Here is a 19,939-nt window from a genome sequence, read left to right as displayed (position 1 = left end):
CGTCCGACGGGATCACCCTTGCGGTTGCGCCGCTTCGGACTGCACCCCATGCTGGCGCAGCCCACAGGGCGCAGAGGTTCACCGCACCGACATGACGCCGATCGCCTGGCCGATAAGGCTCATTCCCCGGCGTCCGCCCCACGTCGCCGCGGCCTTCGCCGTCTGTGCGGCGACCCTTGGCGCGGCGGTGCTGGCGCGGATGGCCACCCTGGGGCCCGGCAGCATCACGACCGTCTCGGCGACCACCTTCCCCGCCCTCATGGTGGCCACGCTCTACGCCGGCCCGCGCTGGGGCTGGGCGACCCTGGCGGCCGCCCTGGTCCTGGGCCGCGTCGACCCCCTGACGATCGGCCCCGGCGCGGACAGCCTGCCGGTGATGGTGATGTTCGCCCTCTCGGCCGCCCTGACCGTGGTGGTGTCCGCAGGCCTGCGCAACGCTCTCCTGAAGCTCGACGCCGCGCGGGACGCCCAGGCCGTAGCCCAGAAGACGCTGGAAGCGACCGAGGCCCGATTCCGCAGCCTGGCGGATTCGGCTCCGGTGCTCATGTGGGTGACCCGGACGGACGGCCTGCGGGAATTCGCCAACGAGGCCTACATCGACTTCCTGGGCGTGAGCTACGAGGAGGCCGTCAACTTCGACTGGCGCAAGGTCCTGCATCCCGACGACCTGGACCGTGTGCTGAAGGAGCAGGTCGCCCGGGAGTCGGCGCACGAGCCTGTGATCCTCGAGGCCCGCTATCGCCGCCGGGACGGCCTCTTCCGCTGGGTCCGATCGCTGTCGCAGCCCAGGTGGCGCGCGGACGGGACCTTCGAGGGCTACGTGGGCGTCGGCTACGACGTCACCGACGCCAAACAGGCCGAGGCCGACCTCAAGCGGATCAACGAACTGCTGGCCGAGCGGGTGCAGGCGGCCCTGGCCGAACGCGACGAAGCCGAAGCGGCCTTGCAGCGCGCCCAGAAACTGGAGGCCGTGGGCCAGCTCACAGGGGGCGTGGCGCACGATTTCAACAACCTGCTGACCGTGGTGATCGGGGCGTTGGACATGGTGCAGCGTCGCCCCGACGACGCCGCCCGCCGCGAGCGGATGATCGAGGCGGCGCTGGGCGCCGCCCGCCGCGGGGAACGGCTCACCCAGCAACTCCTGGCCTTCGCGCGGCGGCAGACGCTGAAGCCGGCCCCCATGCGCATCGACGGCGCGCTGGCCGAGAGCGAGCCCCTGCTGCGCCGGGCCGTGGGCGAGGCGGTCCAACTTGTCCTGGCGCCGGCGGCGCCGGGCGGCGTCGCGAACCTGGACCCCAGCCAGTTCGAGGCGGCGATCATGAATCTGGTGGTCAACGCCCGGGACGCCACGCCGTCGGGCGGGATGATCCGCATCGAGACCCTGCCCGTGCGCCTGGCCGACCGGCAGGTGGAGGGGCTTGAGGCCGGCGACTACATCTGCCTGGCCGTCCACGACACCGGGACCGGGATGGACGCAGAGACCATCGCGCGCGCCTTCGAGCCGTTCTTCACCACCAAGCCGCCGGGACGAGGCACCGGCCTGGGCCTCAGCCAGGTCTACGGATTCACCCGCCAGAGCGGCGGCGCGGTGACCGTCGACAGCGCACCGGGCAAGGGCTCCTGCGTGCGCCTGTACCTGCCGCGCATGGACGGGGAGGCGGCGGCCGTCGCCCTCGCGCCGCCGCCTCCCCCCATCACCAGCCCCGCCCTCGACATCCTGCTGGCGGAAGACGACCTGCAGGTGGGCGAGATGGTCGAGGAGATGCTGACCGACCTGGGCCATCGTGTGCGTCGGGTGGGCGACGCCGAAGCCGCCCTGACCGTCGTGCGCAGCGGGGCCGCGATCGACCTTCTGCTCACCGACCTCATCATGCCGGGCGACAAGACCGGCGTGGATCTGGCCTATGAGGCCACGGCGCTGCGCCCCGGCCTGCCCGTCATCCTGTCGTCGGGCTACACGGGCGACGTGCTCTCGACCGCCCGCGCCGCGCCCTGGCCGCTGCTGCACAAGCCCTACGGCCGCGACACCCTCGCCCGGCAGATCGCCGAGGCGGTCCGCTAGGCGCCCCGTTCGAATCCCCTTGCGCACCCCTACGTCAGGCCCATATAGTAGTTATGCTCGAAGTGAGCATAAGCGTCCGATTCACAGCGTGACGCCTTTTTATAGGCCTGAGAAATGCTCACTTTGAGCATAAGGAGGGTTCCATGGCCGCCGACGGGTTCCAGTTCGCTTTCACGCCGGAAGTCGAAGCCGTGACCGCTCCCGCGTGGGAGAAGGTCAAACGACATGTCACGCCCATGGAATGGCGCCTCCAGGCTCCTCTGATCGCCGAGATCAACCGGCTGAAGCGGGAGAAGGACGCCGTCATCCTGGCCCACAACTACATGACGCCCGAGATCTTCCACGGCGTCGGCGACTATGTGGGCGACAGCCTGGGCCTGGCCAAGGAAGCCGCGCGGTCGGACGCGAAGGTGATCGTGCAGGCCGGCGTGCATTTCATGGCCGAGACGTCCAAGATCCTGTCGCCGGAGAAGCGCGTGCTGATCCCCGACCTGCGCGCCGGCTGCTCGCTGGCCTCGTCGATCACGGGCGCGGACGTGCGCCTGATCAAGCAGCGCTATCCGGGCCTGCCGGTGGTGACCTACGTGAACACCACCGCCGACGTGAAGGCCGAGACCGACATCTGCTGCACCAGCGCCAACGCCGTGCAGGTGGTGGAGGAAACCGCGCGCCAATGGGGCGTCGACCGGGTCATCCTGATCCCCGACGAGTTCCTGGCCCGCAACGTGGCCCGCCAGACCCATATCGGCATCATCGCCTGGAAGGGCCGCTGCGAGGTGCATGAGCGCTTCACCGCCGCCGACATCCTGGAGATCAAGGCCGCCTACCCCGGCGCCGAGGTGCTGGCCCACCCCGAGTGCCCGGCCGAGGTGCTGGAGGTGTCGGACTTCGCCGGCTCGACGGCGGCGATGAACGACTATGTCATCCAGCGGAAGCCCAAGCGCGTGGTGCTGATCACCGAGTGCTCGATGGCCGACAACGTCGCCGCCGACGCCCTCGAGACCGAGTTCGTGCGCCCCTGCAACCTGTGCCCGCACATGAAGCGGATCACGCTGGAGAACATCTACGAGGCCCTGGTCCACGACCGCTACGAGGTGACCGTCGATCCGGCGATCGCCGAACGCGCCCGGCTGGCCGTCCAGCGGATGGTCGACCTGCCGCCGCCGGCGAAGCCCGCCCGTTACGACCTCGTGAAGGCCCGCCACCACGTCGACGTGGAGCTGATCTGACGATGGCGCCCGAGACGGCCTATCACCCGGTCGTCGCGACCGTGGCGGCCAAGCCGATCGCGGCCGTCGCCGCCCGCGTCCGTCCCGAGCAGATGGGCGACGTCGTCTTCAGGGCCCTGGACTCGGTTCACGCCGCGCTCCGCACGGGGGCCTGGGGCCCCTATTGGGGCGACGTGGTGCTCTGCGAGGGCGAGGACGACGGCGTCATGGACCTGCGCATCGGCGTAGGCGTGGCCCACGACTTTCCGGGCCTGGGCGCGGTCACGCCCTGGCGCACGCCCGCGGGCGCGGCCGTGCGGGTGACCCACCTGGGTCCCTGGTCCGAGCGGGGCCTGGCCCATGCCGCGGCCAGGGACGGCGCGGCGCGCCTGGGGCGCCGGCTGACCGGCGTCCACTGGGAGGTGCACGGCCCCTTCATGCCCGAGGCCCGGGCCCGGCGGACCGACGTGTTCTACGAGGCGGCCGATGCCTGAGCGCCTGCATCATGACGGCGTCATCGTGGTGGGCGCAGGCCTCGCGGGCCTGACCGCCGCCCTGGCCGCAGCGCCCGCCAGGGTGCTGGTCCTGACCGACGCGCCATTGAACAGCGGCTGTTCCTCGGCCTGGGCGCAGGGCGGCGTGGCCGCGGCGCTCGGCGACGACGACGCGCCCGCCCTGCACGCCGCCGACACGGTCGCGGCCGGCGCGGGCCTGGTGGTTCCCGAGATGGCTCGCCTGCTGGCCGAGGAAGGCCCGGCGGCCGTGCGCCGGCTGGCCGGCCTGGGCGCGCCGTTCGACCGGACCGAGGGTGGCGGGTTTTCCCAGAGCCTGGAGGCGGCCCACAGCCGCGCCCGCGTGGCCCGCGTGAAGGGCGACCAGGCCGGCAAGGCCATCATGCAGGCGGTGGTGGTCGCCGCGCTGGCCGCGCCGCACGTCCAGGTGCGCACGGGCGCGCGGCTCGTGGGCCTGTTGCAGGAGACGAGCGGCCGCGTGCGCGGCGTGCAGGCCCGCATCGGCCGCGACGTCGTCGAGATCACCGGGCGCGCCGTCGTCCTGGCCACCGGCGGCGTCGGCGGGCTGTACGCGGTGACCACCACCCCGCCCGAGCTGCGCGGCGAGGGCCTGGGGCTGGCGGCCCTGGCCGGCGCGACGATCGCCGATCCCGAGTTCGTCCAGTTCCACCCCACCGCCATCGACATCGGCCGCGATCCCGCGCCGCTGGCCACCGAAGCCCTGCGTGGCGAGGGCGCCACCCTGATCGACGGCGTGGGCCAGGCTTTCATGACGCGCTACCATCCCGACGCCGAGCTGGCGCCGCGCGACGTGGTGGCCCGCGCCATCCATGCCGAGCGTGCGGCCGGGCGCGGCGTTTTCCTCGACGCCCGCCAGGCGGTCGGCGCCCATTTCCCGGACGCGTTCCCCGCCGTCTTCGCCGCCTGCATGGGCGGCGGGATCGACCCGCGCATCCAGCCGATCCCGGTCGCGCCGGCCTGCCACTATCATATGGGCGGCATCGCCACGGACAGGGACGGGCGCACGAGCCTGGCCGGCCTCTATGCCGCCGGCGAATGCGCGTCGACCGGCGTGCACGGCGCCAATCGCCTGGCGTCGAACTCGCTGCTGGAAGCCGCCGTCTTCGGCGAGCGCGCCGGCCGCGCCGCGCGCGCGGACCCGGGCTCGGAGCTTCCACTGCTGCGCGCGACGCCCGCGCCGGACCTGCCCGACGAGGCCCTCCAGACGCTACGCGCCGCCATGAGCCGCGATGCCGGCGTGATCCGGGACGCCGCCGGGCTCACCCGCCTGCTTCACGAGATCGACCTTCTGCAGACCCGGCACGGCGAAGCCGCGGCCCTGGTCGCCGCGCGACTGATCGCCCGGGCGGCCCTGGAGCGGCGCGAGAGCCGCGGCGGACACTTCCGCTCGGATTTCCCGGGCGCTCTCGAGGCCGAGCGGACCTTCGTCACCCTGGCCGACCGCGCGCCATGCCAAGCGGCCTGAGTTCAGGCGGTCTGAGTTCAGAGGGCCTGAGTTCAGGGGGCCTGAGTTCAGGGGGTCGCTCGGGCCGCCCGCCCGCCGAGCCTGTCCTTCAGCGTCGCCGCCGCGCGCAACAGCAACGCCAGCGCGATGAGGCCCACCGCGGGGATCGCCAGCCAGGGCTTTTCGCCCAGCCGGCCCACATAGCTGTTGGTGAAGATCAGCAGCACCATCCAGCCGCCCACGGCGTGAAGGATCTTCCAGCGCGTGCGGCCCATCCAGCGCACCGCCGCGTCGCTGGACGTCGCGGCCATCGCCGCGATCATCACATAGGTGATCCCGCCCCCCACGACCGACACCGGGCTGAGGGGCATGGCGAAGACCCCGGCCGCCAGGATGATGAAGCCCAGATGGACGAAGTGATTGGCCGCGAACGCCAGGCCGATCGCCCGCCGGCGCCGCAGCAGCGCGCTGCGCCAGCCGCCCGGCCACAGCCGGGCCACGGACGAGGCGCTCCAGGCCAGGATGAACCACGGAAAGGCCCAACGGGCCGTGATCCGTACGCCCTCCAGTGCGCCGTCCATCGTCCAGCCGCCGCCCCAGGCCATGAACCCGGCGCCCAGGGCCAATGCGGCGACGGCCGCCGCCAGCACGATCGTCCAGGTGGGCGTCCACATGGTCGCATCCCTTGTCATACCGACGGTATGATCGCCATACCGACAGTATGATGTCAACGGCGCCGCTGACCAATCGCGATCGCCTGGTCTTCCAGGCCCGCCGGCTGTTCGCCGAGAACGGATACGCGGCGGTGTCCGTCGACGAAGTCGCCGCCGCCGCCGGCCTGACCAAAGGCGCCGTCTACTATCAGTTCAAGGACAAGACCGACCTGTTCCGGGCCGCCTGCGACGCGGTGATGATGGACGTGGCCCGATACGTCGACCTCTCCACCATGGCCGAGAGCCCGCATCCGTTGCAGGAGATCGTCGTGGGCGGGGGCAAGATGTTCGACGCCTACGAGGCCGCCGACGCCCGGCGGCTGCTGCTGATCGACGGGCCGGCGGTGCTGGGGTTCGAGCAGTGGATCGCCCTGCAGGAGCCGGTCTGCATCGGCCTCATCGCGCACGCGATGGGTCACCTGGCCGAGGCGGGGCTGCTGGACGACGCCATCGTGCCGACCCTGTCGCACCTCGTCTTCGGCGCGTTCGTCCAGGGCGCGCTGCGCATCGCCATCGCGGCCGATCCCCAGGCGGCGAGCCTGGAGGTCCGCGCGGCCACCCTCACCCTGATCCGCGGGTTCCTCGCGGGCGTCACCCAGGAAGCGCAGGACAGACAGCCATGACCCTCGACCCTCTTCCCGACCTGCTCATCCAGCCCGTCATCCGCAACGCCCTCGCCGAGGACCTGGGCCGCGCGGGCGATATCACCGGCCAGGCCTGCGTGCCGGCCGACGCACGGCTGACGGCCGACTTCGTGGCCCGGCGGGGCGGCGTGGTGGCGGGGCTGTCCTGCATCCGGCTGACCCTGGCCGAGATCGACCCGACGGCCCGCGTCGAACCCCTGGTCGGCGACGGCCAGGTGGCGACGGCCGGCAGCGCCCTGGCGCGGGTCAGCGGCAATGCGCGGGCGATCCTGACCGCCGAACGCACGGCGCTGAACCTGCTGGGCCGCCTGTGCGGAATCGCCACCCTGACCCAGGACTACGTCGACGCCGTCTCGGGCACGAAGACGCGCATCACCGACACGCGGAAGACGACGCCGGGCCTGCGCGCCCTGGAGAAGTACGCCGTGCGCTGCGGCGGCGGGGTGAACCACCGTTTCGGCCTGGATGACGCCATCCTGATCAAGGACAACCACGTGGCCGCCTGCGGCTCGGTGGGCGAGGCCGTGCGGCGCGCCAAGGCCTTTGCGGGCCATCTGGTGAAGGTGGAGGTCGAGGTCGACAGCCTGAACCAGCTCCAGGAAGCGCTGGCGGGCGACCCCGACGTGATCATGCTGGACAACTTCGGCCTGGACGACATGCGCGAGGCCGTCCGGATGGTCGACGGCCGCATCACCCTGGAGGCGTCGGGCGGCGTGACCCTCGAGACCGTACGCGAGATCGCCGAGACCGGCGTGGACGTGATCAGCGTGGGCGCCCTCACCCATTCGGTGCGGGTCCTCGACATCGGCCTGGACGCCGTCGAGGGGTGATCCTTCAGCTCAGCCGGAAGCGGCCCTCGGCCAGCCCCGCCAGCACGGCGTCGAGGGTCTGGCCCACGTCCAGCAGGGTGCTGTCGATCCGATGCCGCTCGACCAGCGGCTGGTTCCCGAACGCACGCCAGACGCGCCGCGCCACCTCGGGATCGGTCATGTCGCCCCGCCCCTGGCGGCCGGCGGCGCGGGTGGCGGTCTCGTCCTCGCCGGGCATCAGGACGACATAGTCGAGTCCAAGCCCGCGCGCGGCCGCTTCGCGCCGCCAGGGATCGAGGAACCAGGGGCCGACGACCCCGTCCACGAAGACCTCGTAGCCCGCCGCCGCGCAGGTGGCCGCCTGTACGGCGGTGGCCGACATCAGGGTGAGGTTCTGGCCGTGGGCCTCAGGCATCCAGGGCGGAACGAACCCCTTCATGACGTAGGTGAAGATGTCGTCGGCGCGCAGGTGCATGGCGTGCGGCGCGGCGATCCGCTGGGCCAGCCGGCGGGCCACGGTGGACTTCCCTGCGCCGGGCGGCCCGGAGACGATCACGATGCGGCTCATGGCGACAGCATAGGCAGGCGGGCCGGCGTTCGCGAGCCGTCACACCCGAGGTCCGCCGCGCACGGCCGGTCGCGCGGGGGTCGACTGCTCGGGGTCGACTGCTCGGGGCCGGCCCGGCCTCGAGGACGACGCGTCCGACGCAATAGGTGTCGCCCGAAACCAGGAATCCGCGCAGAGAGCTTTCCTGCTGCGCGAGCCGGAAGGCGGTTTCCACCGCCGCCGTCTTGGCCTGCCGCATCCGTTCCGCGGGTAGAAGGCTGCACCGGAATGAACATGACCTCACGGACGGCGCTACTTGCCGCCCTTCTGGCGGGAGCCTCCACCCCCGCCCTCGCCCAGACCACCGAGGAGCGGATCGCCGCCCTGGAAGCCAGGATCGCGGCCCTGAGCGGCGAACTCGCCGAGCTGAAGGCCGAGACCGCCAGGGCCACCACCCAGATCGCCAAGACCACCCAGGACGCCAAAGCCAACCAGGCCGCCAGCCCCCCCGAACCCGCCTCCGACACGGTGGCCAAGGTCACCCTGGCGAACGGCAGGCCCGCCCTGAGCGCCCCCGACGGCTCGCGGTTCGCGATCCGCTCGACGATCCAGTTCGACGCCGCGGCCTATGACGAGAGGGCCGGGACGAACGACCTCAACTCGGGGACGAACTTCCGCCGCGCGCGGATCGGGCTGGAGGGCACGTTCGAAAAGCACTGGAACTACAGCCTGATCGCGGAGTTCGGCGGCAGCGGAACGGAATCACCGATCCTGAACCAGGCATTCCTCGAGTACGCCGGCTGGCGGCCCGCGGGCCTGAAGAACCCCATCCGCCTGCGCATCGGCGGCTGGGCGCCGTCGGCAGGGCTGGAGGACGCGACCAGCAACGCCGAGGCCCTCTTCATCGAACGCCCCGCCGTCGCCGAGATGGTGCGGAACATGGCCGGCGGCGACGCGCGGTCCGGCGTCGGGGTTCTGGCCAACGGCGACCGCTGGTTCGGCTCGCTCGTGCTGACAGGCGGCACAGTCGGGGCGTCGACTCCGGAGTTCGACGAACAGGGGGGCTATATCGCCCGCGCGGCCTTCACCCCCCTCGCCGGCGAGGACTGGGCGCTGCACGCGGGCGCCAGCGTGCAAGGCGTCTTCAAGGTCGCCGACACCGGCCCGGGGACGACCACGGTCACCGAGTTGCGCTTCCGGGAGCGGCCCGAGCTTCGGGTCGACGGCGCGCGCCTCGTCGATACGGCCGCCATCCGCGCCAAGGGCATGACGGTCTACGGGGGCGAACTGGGGATCTTCTACCGGAACCTGCACATGTCGGCCGAGGTGTTCCGGATCGACGTCGATCGCATCGGCGGCTTCAATCCACGTTTTGGCGGATGGTATGTCCAGGGCGCCTGGACCCTCACCGGCGAACGTCACGAGTGGTCCGGCCAGACCGGCAGCTTCCGGGGCGTGAAGCCCAAGGCCGCCTTCAGTCCTGCGGACGGCCACTGGGGCGCCCTCGAGATCGCCGCCCGCTACAGCGTTCTCGACCTCAACGCCGGCGAGGGGGCTCCAGGAACCGCGACGCCCGTCTTCGGCATCCGGGGCGGCGAACAGGAGATCGCGACGGTCGCGCTCAACTGGTATCCGAACGCCCTGTTTCGCTTCCAGCTTCAGTATCTGCGCATCGACGTGGATCGGCTGAGCCCCACGGGCGTCCAGGTGGGTGACGAGGCCAACGTCGTCGCCCTTCGCAGCCAGGTGTCGTTCTAAGGCTGCGCAAGCCTACGCCAGTTTCGACGCCGCCGCGGCCGTGGCGGCGGCTCGCGCAGCGCCGGCGGCCGCCATGCGGGCCTGGACCACGGCCAGCACCTCCGGCCGGGCCAGCTCGGGACGACCCGCCTCGAACGGCGGCGCGGGCGCATACTCCAACCCGAGCTGGATCGCCTCGGCGTAGTCGCGGCCGGCCAGTTCCTCCAGCAGGACCAGGGCGAAGTCGATGCCCGCCGTCACCCCGCCACCCGTGATGACGTTGCCGTCCCGCACCACGCGCTCGTCCCCCACCGTGGCGCCGAAGGCCGGCAGTTCGCCGCGCCAGGCCCAGTGGGTGGCGGCCCGCCGCCCCTTGAGGAACCCGGCCGCGCCCAGGATCAACGAGCCCGTGCAGACGCTCGTCAGGTATGTCGCGCCGGCCCCCAGCCGCCGGATCTGGGCCATGAAGGCCTCGTCCTGCATCGCCGCCGTCGTGCCGAAGCCGCCCGGGATGCACAGCACGTCGCACCGATCGATCGCCGCCAGATCCGCGAGGTTCGAGAACGTGAGTCCCTCGGCCTCGATATCGATTCCCCCCAGGGATGCGGCGACCACCTCGGAGTCGGGCGTCCGGACCAGCACCTGGTGCGGGCCGGTGAAATCCAGGTGCGTCACGCCCGGGTAGAGCGCGAACACGATGCGGGTCTTGGCCATGGGGCGCCTCCGTCCTGCGGGCCGACCGTCCTGGGATGGGCGGCCTTCCAGTTGACGCCGTGACCCTAGGCGGCGCAGGGTCTGTCTGAAATGACAATGTTCCCACGATTTCTGCCATGAACCGGAACGTCGGCCTCGTCCTGTTTCCCGGCTTCCAGATCCTGGACGCCGCGGGTCCCGTCGCCGCCTTCGAGATCGCCGAGCGCTTCCGGCCCGGAAGCTACGCCTTCACCCTGCTCGCGCCCGGCGGCGGCGAGATCGAGAGTTCGTCCGGCGTGCGGATGGGCGCCCGGACGCTGGACGACACGCGGTTCGACACCGTCATCGTCGCCGGCGGCGACGGGACGCGCTCGCTGAGCGACCTCGTCGCCGTCGTGGCCTGGCTGAAGACCGTGGAGGCGCGCCGCCACGCCAGCGTGTGTTCCGGCGCCTACCTCCTGGCCGAGGCGGGGCTGCTGGACGGCCGGCGCGCCACCACGCACTGGAGCCGCACGGATGACTTCGCGCGGCGCTATCCGAAGGTCCGCCTGGACGCCGACCGCATCTTCATCCGCGACGGCGAGGTCTGGACCTCGGGCGGCATCACCGCGGGGATCGATCTGTCGCTGGCCCTCATCGAGGACGACCTGGGGGCCGAGGTCGCCCGCCGCACGGCCCAGCAGCTCGTCGTCCATCAGCGGCGGCCGGGCGGGCAGTCGCAGTTCTCGGCCCTGGTCGAGCTGGGCGGGCGCACGGGCCGGTTCGGCGACCTGATGGACTGGATGCGCGGACGCCTGCACGAACCCCTGCCCGTCGAACGGCTGGCGGCCCAGGCGGCCATGAGCCCGCGCAACTTCGCCCGCGCCTTCACGGCCGAGACCGGAACCACCCCCGCCAAGGCGGTCGAACGCCTGCGCCTCGAGGCGGCGCGGACGGCGGTGGAGGCCGGCGTCGACCCCATAGACCGGGTGGCCGACGCCACCGGCTTCGGCGACCCCGAACGGATGCGCCGCGCCTTCCTGCGCGCCTTCGGCCAGCCACCCCAGGCCCTGCGCCGCGCGGCGCGACGATGAACGGATTGGCGTCGAGACGACGCCCAAGGGCGATCAGCGCGTGACGATCGGGAAGCCCGGTCGCGGCGGCGTCAACCAGGAGAGGAGCCGGCCCAGGGCCGCCGGATCGCCCGATGTCGCGGTCTTCGAGAGATCCGCGCCCGCCAGGGCGCCCGTCAGGAATTGCGCGCGCGGCAGGGTGTAGGCCGCATCGGCCACGCCGCCCGCCGGATCGGCCTCGTAGGTCAGCACGGAATGCTTCACGCGCACCCGGAAGCGCTCCTTGCGATCCGGGAAGGTCAGGTCGACCGCCACCGCGCCCTCCCCCGCCTTGTCGGGATCGAGCCGGACGGCGAGCAGGTCCAGCAACATGGGCGTGGGCGTGTTGCGGATGAAATCCAGCGAGCCGCCCTGGGCCGGGCCGGCGCGGACGCCGCCGCGCAGCTCCTGGGCGCCGGACAGGTACATGTTGCGCCAGATCGCGCTCTCGGCGGCCGCGCCCTGGCGATCGTAGACGCCGGCCAGCAGCGCCCTGGCCGCCATGTCGTTCCCATCGGCCATCACCAGCCGGTTGGCCAGTTCGCCCGCCCAGCGGTCGTCGCCGCCGTCATGGGCCTTCCGCGCCGCCGCCAGCACGGCCTCGCGCCCGCCCATCATCGCCACGTAGCGGGCGCCGGCGTCGGCGGGATCGAGCGGCGCCAGGTTCACCGGGTTGGCGTCGTACCAGCCCATGTAGCGCTGATAGACCGCCCGGGAATTGAAGCTCATCGTCCCGTAGTAGCCGCGGTTGTACCATTCCCGGTCCAGCACCTCGGGCAGGCGGATGCGGTTGGCGATCTCGGCGCCGGTCAGGCCGTCGTTCATCAGCCGGACGGTCTGGTCGTGGAGGTACTTGTACGCGTCACGGTGCTTCTCGATGTAGTCGGCGATCACCTCGCGGCCGAAGCGGGGCCAGGCGTGGCTGGTGAACAGCACCTCGGCCTGGTCGCCGTACATCCGCAGGGATTCGCCCAGATAGGCCGCCCACTGGCTGGCGTCGCGCACCAGCGCGCCGCGCGGGGTCAGCACGTTGTGCATCGTGGCGTTGGCGTTTTCGGCCAGGCACAGGGCCTTCAGGTCGGGCAGCCAGATGTTCATCTCGGCCGGGGCCTCGGTCCCGGGTGTGAGCTGGAACTCCAGCCGCACGCCGTCGACGGTCAGGGTCTGGCCGGTGCGGGTGATGTCCACGGTCGGCGGGATCAGCGTCTGCGTGCCGGCGCTCAGGCCCGGCCCGATGCCGGCGTTCACCAGGCCCTCCGGCCCCTTGGGCAGGAAACTTCCGAACTGATAGGTCGCCCGCCGGCCCATGGCCGGGCCGGCGATGACGTTCTCGCTGACGGCGTGTTCGAGAAAGCCCTCGGGGGCGATCACCTGCACCTTGCCGCTGTCCACGTCGGCCTGTTCGACCATGCCGCGCGCGCCGCCGAAGTGGTCGGTGTGGCTGTGGGTGTAGATGAGCGCCACGACAGGCCGGGCGCCGAGTTTGGCGTTGGCCAGGTCCAGGGCCGCGCGCGCGGCCTCGGCGCTGGTCAGCGGGTCGATGACGATCCAGCCGGTCTTGCCGGCGATGAAGGTGGCGTTGGCCAGGTCGAAGCCGCGCACCTGCCAGACGCCGGGCGTCACCTCGAAGAGGCCGTGACGGGCCAGGAGCTGCGACTGTCGCCACAGGCTGGGGTTCACGCTGGCCGGCGCCGGACCCTTCAGGAAATCGAAGGCCGACAGGTCCCAGACCACGCGCCCGTCGGCTGCGGTGATCTTCGGCTCGGCGCGGGCGCCCAGGAATCCCCGCCCGGCGAAGTCGAAGTCACGGCGGTCGGCGAAGTCCGGCCCCGCAGCGGAGGCCGGCGCGGCGACCAGGAAGCCGGCCAGGAGGGCGGCCGGCACGGCGCCCAAGAGCAGTCTCATGGTTCCCTCCCGAAGTTCGGGCGAACCTGCGCCGCCCCGCCAGCGACAACTGTACCGCAGGTTACATTCGGGACTTCAAGCGGGCCTGACGATATGCCCCTCGTCGGGCCGGACACGGCCCGCCACGACCTCGGCGTAGAGGGCCCTCAGCGCGTCCGGTCCGGTATGGTGGCGCAGTTTCAGCCAAGCGTTCTCTCGGATGAAGTCGCCCAGCCCCGCCTGGAAGCGGGCGTCCAGGCTCGCCATGCCCCAGTCCTTGGCGCGCTGGCGGATGCGGTCGGGCGCGAAGAAGAAGACGGGCGTCACGCCCGGGATGTCTGGCCGCGGCGCGGCCCTCGCGTCCCAATGGGTCAGGCCGACGCCCAGGCTGAAGGTCAGGGCGTCGCCAAGCACCGCGTGGACGTCGCGGGTGACCGCGGCGCGGCCGGCGAAATCCACATAGGCGGCCGGTCCCTCCGCCTTCAGGGCCGGGATATCGGCATAGGCGACCACATCGTCGTAGAGGCCTGTCCCCTCCAGCAGGGCGACGTGGTCGGGCGAGGTCAGGCCGACGACCCGAACGCCTCGTCGGCGCGCGAGCCAAGCCAGGCCCAGCGCCGTCTTCGACGACGCGCTGGACAGCACCAGCGTCTTGAGCGGCGTATCCGAGAGCTGATCGTCCAGCAGGAACGAGGTCATGAACAGCGGCCGGAGCAGCGCGCGCCAGTCGTCGTCCGAAGCCGGCGGCGCGGCCTGGTAGGCGTTGTAGGTGGGCGGCAGCTCCGCCCGGTGCGCGGACGTCTCTACATAGCCGTCGCCCCGCCGCTCCAGGCGCGCGACCGTGTGGCTCGACATGGGCCAGTAGCCGAACAGTCGGAGCCCTTCCGGCGCGTCGGGGGCTTTGGAGCGGACCACGCGAGCAAAACCCCAGACCGGGATGCGTCCCTGCCCCTCGGGCGCCGGGAAGAACCGCCAGTAACCGATCTGCTCCCCGACCGCGCCGTAGGTCACGTTGTTGGCCGTGAGCGCGAAGCTCTCGACCTCCAGCAGCGCCTCGCCCGGCGCCAGCGCGGCGTCGGGGTCGGTCTCCGCCAGGGCGGTCTTCGTCAGGTCGCCCCGGTCGACCAGCAGGTCCCAGCCACGCATCGAAGTCACTCCGTTCAGTCGATCGCCGCCCAGTTGCCGTGGAAGCCGAACGGCACGCGGCGCGGAAGCTCCGCGGTGGCGATGGGCCCCTTCTCCACATCCTGCGCCTCGAAGACGAGCAGATCCGAGCGGTTCTCAGCCGCCCGCCAGACCACGGCCGTCAGCCAGCCGTCCCCCTCGGGCGCGTCGGCGGCGCGCGGCACGAACACGGGCTCGGACGTGGCGTCGCCGCCGGTGAGTTCATACACCTGCCGCCGCCCGGTCTGGAGATCGAGGTGGGCGATGGCGTTCATCCGGACGGTGCCCGAGCCCGTGGTCTCGCCCGCGTACCAGCCGTGGCGGTGCCGGCGGGTCTCCACGCGCGGATCGACCCGCGGAAACTCGCCGTCGAGGTCGTCCAGCGGCGTCTCCTGGATCGCGTCGGACGTCCCGTTCAGGTCGAAGGTCCAGCGCACCATGCGCGCCGCCGCCTTCTGGCCCGGCGATCCGTCGGCGTTGGGGAACAACGGCGCCACGTCGTAGCGCATCACGTCGCAGACGATCCTGCCGTCCTCCTCCCACGAATTCAGCGGGTGGAAGACATAGCAGGCCTCGGTGTTGAACCAGCGGATGTCGGCGACGTCGCCGTCGCGGCGCATGACGCCCACATAGGACCCCTTCTCCGGCTCCCAGGCGAACGCCGGCCTGCCGCTCATGGCCCGCTCCAGACTGGCGGTCAGGGGCAGGATCGGGAACAGCACGTGGTCCGCCGTGACCATGAAGTCGTGGACCATGCAGCCGTAGGGGGCCTGGAAGTCGCTGCGCCGCACGACGTTTCCGGCGCCATCCGTGATCCCGTAGCTCATGCCCGCCGAGAGCGGCATCGGGCCCACGCCATAGGCGAACCAGATCATCTCGCCGGTCACCGGGTCGATCTTGGGATGCGCCGTGACCCGCCCGGCGTAGGGGCGCACATAGCCTTTCGACTCCAGCGTCTTCGGGTCCATCTCGAACGGCTGGTGCCCTTCTTCCAGGGCCATCAGCCGGCCCGCATGCCAGACGATGTTGGTGTTGGCGACGCCGCCCTCGTTGCCCATGGCCAGGGGATCGGTCGTCATCGGATTGCCGAAGCTCCCGAACAGCGAGCGGCCGTGCTCATGCTCCAGCTCCCACTTGGGGGTCCGCGCATAGCGGTTGCGATAGGCGACCTTGCCGTCGGCCACGTAGAAGCCGTGGACCATGCCGTCACCGCCGAACCAGTGGTGGTTCGGGTCGCGCGGTTCGAACTGCGGGTTGGGCCCGATACGGAACAGGGCGCCGCGAAGGCCCGCCGGGATCTCGCCCTTCACGACGAGGTCGAAATCGTCCTCCGAACGGACCGGGGCGAAATTCCCCGCCAGGTAAGGATTGATGCGCGCGTCACCGTCCATGGTCGTCCCTCCCACAGGACCCGTTGTAACTTACGTTGTAAATTCATTATGCAGGCCGTACCCCTTGGCAAGCGATTTCTGTGCGAGCGAGTCGAATGCCGCGTGTCCTGACCGAAAGCGATGTCGCCGACTTCCGCGAGCGCATGTGCGCCGCGGCCGAGCGGCTGTTCGCCGAGAAGGGGCCCGACGCGGTGACCATGCGCCAGCTCGCCGCCGAGCTGGGCGTCTCGCCGATGACGCCGTACCGCTACTTCCAGGACAAGGACGACATCCTGGCCGCCGTGCGGACCAACGGTTTCACCCGCTTCGCCAAGGCCCTCGAGGCGGCTCGGGACTCCGCCACGGGCGCCCGCGCCAAGGGCGCGGCGGTGGGCGACGCCTATGTCCGGTTCGCCTTCGAGAACCCTCATACCTACAAGCTGATGTTCGATCTGAACCAGCCGATCGACGACACGCACGGCGACCTCGCGGAGGCCGGGCGAAGGGCTCGCGAGACGATGACCGCCTGGGTGAAGGATCAGATCGAGAGCGGTGACATGACGGGCGACCCCAGCGAGATCGGCGCCATGTTCTGGGCCGCGACGCATGGCGTGGTGGTGCTGGAGATGGCCGGCAAGGTCCCCCCGGGGACGGCCTTCACCATGCATCATCGCATGTCCCAGACCCTCGCCAAGGGGCTGGCGCGCAAGGAATGACACGCCGCGCCGCTTGACGGCCCCCACGGCGCCGCGCGAACCCTGCCGCAAACAGCGGGAGGACGCGCGATGACCCAGCCCAAGCCCTTCGAGGTCGCCTGGACCGAGGCTCAGGTCGAGGCGGTGCTGGCCCGCGTGCGCGACTATCCCTGGCCGCCTGCGCCCGCCGTCCCCGACGGGTGGGCCTACGGCTGCGACGGCGGGTGGCTTCGCGAGGTGTGCGACCATTGGACGGGCGGCTACGACTGGCGCGCGGCCGTGGCCGACCTCAACCGCTTCCCCCAGTTCACCGCCAGGGTCGAGGACTACGACCTTCACTTCCTGCATGTGGTGGGCGAAGCCGGCGGCCGGCGGCCGCTGCTGATCACCCACGGATGGCCAGGCTCGCACTACGAATTCTGGGGCGCGATCGAGAAGCTGGCGTTCCCGTCGCGGTTCGGCGGCCAGGCGTCGGACGCCTTCGACCTCGTCATCCCGTCCCTGCCCGGCTTCGGCTTCTCGTCGAAGCCCGCGCGCCCCATCGGCCAGCGCACGACGGCGCGCCTGTTCGACACGCTGATGACGCAGGTCCTGGGCTATTCCACCTATCTGGCGCAGGGCGGCGACTGGGGTGCGATGGTCACCTCCTGGCTGGGGCGCGAGCACGGGAAGACCGCCCGCGCGATCCACCTCAACATGCTGGGCTTCCGGCCCGCCGACGGCCCCAGGAGCGACGCCGAGATCGCCTGGGCCCAGCGCCAGGCCGGCGCCATGGACATGATGGGCGCCTACTTCCGGCTCCAGGCGTCGAAGCCGCAGTCCATCGCCTGGATGGCGGCCGGCAATCCGGTGGGCCAGGCCGCCTGGATCCTGGAGCGCTTCCACGACTGGTCCGACCTGTCGGCGAAGACGCTGGACGAGGCCTATGGCAAGGACCGCCTGCTCACCAACATCATGATCTATGTGATGACCGACAGCTTCACGACCGGGGCCTGGTACTATCGAGGCCTGGTCGAGGAGGGCCGGCTGGCCTTCGCCCCAGGTGAGCGGGTGGAGACGCCCACCGCCTTCGCCAACTTCCCCGGCGAACCACTTTATGCGGCCCCCCCGCGCAGCTTCGCCGAGCGGGCCTACAACATCGTCCGCTGGACCGAGATGCCCCGCGGCGGCCACTTCGCCGCGATGGAGGAGCCGGACCTGTACGTGGACGAGGTCCGCGCCTGGGGCCGCGAGGCCGGTTGAGGATGAACCCCGAAAGGGCGCGCGCACTGAGAGGCCGCGAAGCGGCGACTCTCGAATTCTGAGGAACCGCGGAAAACGCGGAGGAGCGCGAAAGGTGAAGCTGCGATTTCCGCGCCCTTCCGCGTTTTCCGCGGTTCCACGACAGAGCCTCCGCTCGCGCGGAGGCTCGATAGCCGGATGCGGCGTTTGTTCGTGTTTTTCGGGGTCCAGGACGACGCGACCGCCCGTCCCGCTTCGCGACCTGCCCTGCCCGTGCTAGGTGCGGCGCCGTTTTCGAAGGAACCTGACCTCCCCATGGCCCTGAAAGTCGCCATCGTCGGCTTGCCGAACGTCGGCCAGTCGACCCTCTTCAACGCGCTGACCCAGACGGCCTCGGCCCAGGCCGCGAACTATCCGTTCTGCACCATCGAGCCGAACACCGGCGACGTGGCCGTGCCCGAGCCGCGGCTGGAGAAGCTTGCGGCCGTCATCCCGTCGAAGGAGATCATCCCGGCGCGGATGAACTTCGTGGACATCGCCGGCCTGGTGCGGGGCGCGTCCAAGGGCGAGGGCCTGGGCAACCAGTTCCTGGCCAACATCCGCGACTGCGACGCCGTGGCCTTCGTCGCCCGCTGCTTCGTCGACGACGACATCACCCACGTCGAGGGCAAGGTCGACCCGCTGGCCGACCTGGAGACGATCGAGACCGAGCTGATGCTGGCCGACCTGGAGAGCCTGGAGAAGCGGATCGTCAACCTGGAGAAGCGCGCCAAGACCGGCGACAAGGAAAGCGCCCAGACCCTTCGCCTGGTCCAGCTCGCCCTCAAGGAGCTGAACGCCGGCCGCCCCGCCCGCAAGGCCGAGGTCGCCGCCGAGGACGACAAGGGCTGGCGGATGCTCCAGCTCCTGACCTCCAAGCCCGCGCTCTACGTCTCGAACGTCGACGAGGCGTCGGCCGCCACGGGCAACGACCTGTCGAGCGCCGTGGCCGAACGGGCGAAGCGCGACGGCGCCGACCATGTGGTGATCTCAGCCCAGATCGAGAGCGAGATCGCCATGCTGGATCCCGAGGAACGCGCCGAGTTCCTGGAGACGCTGGGGCTGGCCGAGCCGGGCCTGAACCGGCTGATCCGCGAGGCCTACCACCTGCTGGGCCTCCAGACCTACTTCACGGTCGGCCCCAAGGAGGCGCGCGCCTGGACCATCCACAAGGGCGACACCGCCCCCCAGGCGGCCGGCGTGATCCACACCGACTTCGAGAAGGGCTTCATCCGGGCCGAGACCATCGCCTACGACGACTACGTCCGCCTGAACGGCGAAGCCGGCGCGCGCGAGGCCGGAAAGCTGCGCCAGGAAGGCAAGGAGTATGTCGTCCAGGACGGCGATGTGATGAACTTCCGCTTCAACGTCTGAGGCGCAGGGCCGAAACCCCAGGAGGAGGTGAGGATGGGCGACACGATCAAGCTGGCGGGAGCCGACGGCTTCGAGTTCGCCGCCTATCACGAGGCCGCGTTCACGCCCCGCAAGGGCGGCGTCATCGTGATCCAGGAGATCTTCGGCATCGACCGCCACGTGCGCGCCGACGTCGAGCGCTGGGCCAAGATGGGCTACGAGGCGATCGCGCCGGCCATGTTCGACCGGCTGCAGCGCGACTTCCATGCCGAGCACGACGACGCCGGGATCAAGGCGGGGATCGAGAAGGCCCGCGCCACCCCGATGGAGCAGGCGCTGTCGGACATCGCGGCGTGCCGGGACTTCCTCGCGCAGCACGGCGGCAAGGTGTGTGTGGTGGGCTACTGCTACGGCGGCTCGCTGACCTGGTTGTCGGCGGCGAAGGTGGAGGGACTGGCGGCGGCGTCCAGCTACTACGGCTCGATGGTCCAGGCGAACGCGGCCCTGACGCCGCTCTGCCCCACGATCATCCACCTGGGCCGAACGGACGCCGGCATCCCGGCCGACGACGTGGCCGCCACGATCGCCCAGCACCACGGCGACAAGGTCCCCGTCTACATCTACGAAGGGGCTGGCCACGGCTTCAACAACCAGAGCCCCGAGCGGTACAGCGCCGAGGCGGCGGACCTCGCCCGCCACAGGACCCTCGAACTGTTCGACAATGCTTAGGTC

The 19,939-nt window shown here is 71.1% G+C and carries 18 protein-coding genes; 12 read left to right on the top strand and 6 right to left on the bottom strand.

Annotation, left to right across the window (positions count from 1 at the left end; genetic code table 11):
* Nucleotides 1-91: 91 nt before the first annotated feature.
* From WG212_RS07760 to WG212_RS07745, 4 genes are all read left to right on the top strand, one after another.
* A complete protein-coding gene (locus WG212_RS07760) occupies nt 92-2,062 on the top strand; it encodes an ATP-binding protein (RefSeq protein WP_337186511.1) in 1,971 nt (656 codons plus the stop codon).
* A gap of 143 nt (nt 2,063-2,205) precedes the next feature.
* The gene (nadA, locus tag WG212_RS07755) at nt 2,206-3,291 is read left to right on the top strand and encodes a quinolinate synthase NadA (RefSeq protein ID WP_337186510.1); all 1,086 of its coding nucleotides are present in this window, start codon (nt 2,206-2,208) and stop codon (nt 3,289-3,291) included.
* 2 nt (nt 3,292-3,293) lie between these two features.
* Nucleotides 3,294-3,764 (top strand): hypothetical protein, encoded by a 471-nt coding sequence (locus WG212_RS07750; RefSeq protein ID WP_337186509.1) that lies wholly within the window; start codon nt 3,294-3,296, stop codon nt 3,762-3,764.
* Complete coding sequence (locus tag WG212_RS07745; protein ID WP_337186508.1) at nt 3,757-5,268, top strand: L-aspartate oxidase; 1,512 nt, start codon at nt 3,757-3,759, stop codon at nt 5,266-5,268. The genes WG212_RS07750 and WG212_RS07745 overlap by 8 nt, the downstream gene beginning before the upstream one ends.
* Before the next feature lie 47 nt (nt 5,269-5,315).
* Here the strand turns inward: WG212_RS07745 and WG212_RS07740 are convergent, their stop codons facing one another.
* On the bottom strand, nt 5,316-5,921 hold the full coding sequence (locus WG212_RS07740; RefSeq protein WP_337186507.1) for a hypothetical protein: 606 nt from the start codon (nt 5,919-5,921) through the stop codon (nt 5,316-5,318).
* A gap of 47 nt (nt 5,922-5,968) precedes the next feature.
* Between WG212_RS07740 and WG212_RS07735 the strand changes: the two genes are divergently transcribed.
* Both WG212_RS07735 and nadC read left to right on the top strand, forming a co-directional pair.
* Nucleotides 5,969-6,583, top strand: coding sequence for a TetR/AcrR family transcriptional regulator (locus tag WG212_RS07735; RefSeq protein WP_337186506.1), 615 nt, complete (start codon nt 5,969-5,971; stop codon nt 6,581-6,583).
* Nucleotides 6,580-7,434: a carboxylating nicotinate-nucleotide diphosphorylase gene (gene nadC / locus WG212_RS07730; RefSeq protein WP_337186505.1), complete on the top strand. Its 855-nt coding sequence runs from the start codon at nt 6,580-6,582 to the stop codon at nt 7,432-7,434. The genes WG212_RS07735 and nadC overlap by 4 nt, the downstream gene beginning before the upstream one ends.
* A gap of 4 nt (nt 7,435-7,438) precedes the next feature.
* Here the strand turns inward: nadC and WG212_RS07725 are convergent, their stop codons facing one another.
* Nucleotides 7,439-7,981, bottom strand: a complete 543-nt coding sequence (locus WG212_RS07725) for an AAA family ATPase (RefSeq protein ID WP_337186504.1) — start codon at nt 7,979-7,981, stop codon at nt 7,439-7,441.
* 267 nt (nt 7,982-8,248) lie between these two features.
* Between WG212_RS07725 and WG212_RS07720 the strand changes: the two genes are divergently transcribed.
* Nucleotides 8,249-9,718 (top strand): porin, encoded by a 1,470-nt coding sequence (locus WG212_RS07720; RefSeq protein ID WP_337186503.1) that lies wholly within the window; start codon nt 8,249-8,251, stop codon nt 9,716-9,718.
* Between the two features lie 12 nt (nt 9,719-9,730).
* Here the strand turns inward: WG212_RS07720 and WG212_RS07715 are convergent, their stop codons facing one another.
* Nucleotides 9,731-10,411 carry a DJ-1/PfpI family protein gene (locus WG212_RS07715; protein ID WP_337186502.1) on the bottom strand — a complete coding sequence of 227 codons (681 nt, stop codon included), beginning with the start codon at nt 10,409-10,411 and terminating at the stop codon, nt 9,731-9,733.
* A 116-nt stretch (nt 10,412-10,527) separates the two neighbouring features.
* Between WG212_RS07715 and WG212_RS07710 the strand changes: the two genes are divergently transcribed.
* Nucleotides 10,528-11,463 carry a GlxA family transcriptional regulator gene (locus WG212_RS07710; RefSeq protein WP_337186501.1) on the top strand — a complete coding sequence of 312 codons (936 nt, stop codon included), beginning with the start codon at nt 10,528-10,530 and terminating at the stop codon, nt 11,461-11,463.
* Between the two features lie 33 nt (nt 11,464-11,496).
* On the opposite strand, the gene WG212_RS07705 is transcribed toward WG212_RS07710, so the two are convergent.
* The 3 genes from WG212_RS07705 to WG212_RS07695 all read right to left on the bottom strand — a co-directional run bounded on the left by WG212_RS07705 (nt 11,497) and on the right by WG212_RS07695 (nt 15,920).
* The gene (locus WG212_RS07705; RefSeq protein ID WP_337186500.1) at nt 11,497-13,386 is read right to left on the bottom strand and encodes an alkyl sulfatase dimerization domain-containing protein; all 1,890 of its coding nucleotides are present in this window, start codon (nt 13,384-13,386) and stop codon (nt 11,497-11,499) included.
* A gap of 75 nt (nt 13,387-13,461) precedes the next feature.
* Nucleotides 13,462-14,511 carry a DUF2855 family protein gene (locus tag WG212_RS07700; RefSeq protein ID WP_337186499.1) on the bottom strand — a complete coding sequence of 350 codons (1,050 nt, stop codon included), beginning with the start codon at nt 14,509-14,511 and terminating at the stop codon, nt 13,462-13,464.
* 14 nt (nt 14,512-14,525) lie between these two features.
* Nucleotides 14,526-15,920, bottom strand: coding sequence for a carotenoid oxygenase family protein (locus WG212_RS07695; protein WP_337186498.1), 1,395 nt, complete (start codon nt 15,918-15,920; stop codon nt 14,526-14,528).
* 95 nt (nt 15,921-16,015) lie between these two features.
* Here WG212_RS07695 and WG212_RS07690 point away from each other — a divergent pair, with 95 nt between their 5' ends.
* From WG212_RS07690 to WG212_RS07675, 4 genes are all read left to right on the top strand, one after another.
* Nucleotides 16,016-16,615: a TetR/AcrR family transcriptional regulator gene (locus WG212_RS07690; RefSeq protein WP_337186497.1), complete on the top strand. Its 600-nt coding sequence runs from the start codon at nt 16,016-16,018 to the stop codon at nt 16,613-16,615.
* Between the two features lie 69 nt (nt 16,616-16,684).
* A complete protein-coding gene (locus tag WG212_RS07685) occupies nt 16,685-17,836 on the top strand; it encodes an epoxide hydrolase family protein (RefSeq protein WP_337186496.1) in 1,152 nt (383 codons plus the stop codon).
* 294 nt (nt 17,837-18,130) lie between these two features.
* A complete protein-coding gene (ychF, locus tag WG212_RS07680) occupies nt 18,131-19,228 on the top strand; it encodes a redox-regulated ATPase YchF (RefSeq protein ID WP_337186495.1) in 1,098 nt (365 codons plus the stop codon).
* Between the two features lie 33 nt (nt 19,229-19,261).
* Entirely contained in the window at nt 19,262-19,936 is a 675-nt protein-coding gene (locus WG212_RS07675) for a dienelactone hydrolase family protein (protein ID WP_337186494.1), read from the top strand.
* Nucleotides 19,937-19,939 lie beyond the last annotated feature (3 nt).

Source organism: Phenylobacterium sp. (genome assembly GCF_037189685.1).
Lineage (GTDB): Bacteria > Pseudomonadota > Alphaproteobacteria > Caulobacterales > Caulobacteraceae > Phenylobacterium.
Note: the sequence above shows the minus strand (reverse complement) of the source record. Positions and strands in the feature narration are given on the sequence as shown.

Coding starts and splice junctions, on each gene's coding strand:
- WG212_RS07760 (WP_337186511.1), top strand. CDS start 92: ATGACGCCGATCGCCTGGCCGATAAGGCTCATTCCCCGGCGTCCGCCC.
- WG212_RS07705 (WP_337186500.1), bottom strand. CDS start 13,386: ATGAGACTGCTCTTGGGCGCCGTGCCGGCCGCCCTCCTGGCCGGCTTC.
- WG212_RS07695 (WP_337186498.1), bottom strand. CDS start 15,920: ATGGACGGTGACGCGCGCATCAATCCTTACCTGGCGGGGAATTTCGCC.
- WG212_RS07690 (WP_337186497.1), top strand. CDS start 16,016: ATGCCGCGTGTCCTGACCGAAAGCGATGTCGCCGACTTCCGCGAGCGC.
- WG212_RS07745 (WP_337186508.1), top strand. CDS start 3,757: ATGCCTGAGCGCCTGCATCATGACGGCGTCATCGTGGTGGGCGCAGGC.
- WG212_RS07720 (WP_337186503.1), top strand. CDS start 8,249: ATGAACATGACCTCACGGACGGCGCTACTTGCCGCCCTTCTGGCGGGA.
- WG212_RS07725 (WP_337186504.1), bottom strand. CDS start 7,981: ATGAGCCGCATCGTGATCGTCTCCGGGCCGCCCGGCGCAGGGAAGTCC.
- WG212_RS07735 (WP_337186506.1), top strand. CDS start 5,969: ATGATGTCAACGGCGCCGCTGACCAATCGCGATCGCCTGGTCTTCCAG.
- ychF (WP_337186495.1), top strand. CDS start 18,131: ATGGCCCTGAAAGTCGCCATCGTCGGCTTGCCGAACGTCGGCCAGTCG.
- WG212_RS07675 (WP_337186494.1), top strand. CDS start 19,262: ATGGGCGACACGATCAAGCTGGCGGGAGCCGACGGCTTCGAGTTCGCC.
- WG212_RS07710 (WP_337186501.1), top strand. CDS start 10,528: ATGAACCGGAACGTCGGCCTCGTCCTGTTTCCCGGCTTCCAGATCCTG.
- WG212_RS07715 (WP_337186502.1), bottom strand. CDS start 10,411: ATGGCCAAGACCCGCATCGTGTTCGCGCTCTACCCGGGCGTGACGCAC.
- WG212_RS07750 (WP_337186509.1), top strand. CDS start 3,294: ATGGCGCCCGAGACGGCCTATCACCCGGTCGTCGCGACCGTGGCGGCC.
- nadC (WP_337186505.1), top strand. CDS start 6,580: ATGACCCTCGACCCTCTTCCCGACCTGCTCATCCAGCCCGTCATCCGC.
- WG212_RS07740 (WP_337186507.1), bottom strand. CDS start 5,921: ATGTGGACGCCCACCTGGACGATCGTGCTGGCGGCGGCCGTCGCCGCA.
- WG212_RS07700 (WP_337186499.1), bottom strand. CDS start 14,511: ATGCGTGGCTGGGACCTGCTGGTCGACCGGGGCGACCTGACGAAGACC.
- nadA (WP_337186510.1), top strand. CDS start 2,206: ATGGCCGCCGACGGGTTCCAGTTCGCTTTCACGCCGGAAGTCGAAGCC.
- WG212_RS07685 (WP_337186496.1), top strand. CDS start 16,685: ATGACCCAGCCCAAGCCCTTCGAGGTCGCCTGGACCGAGGCTCAGGTC.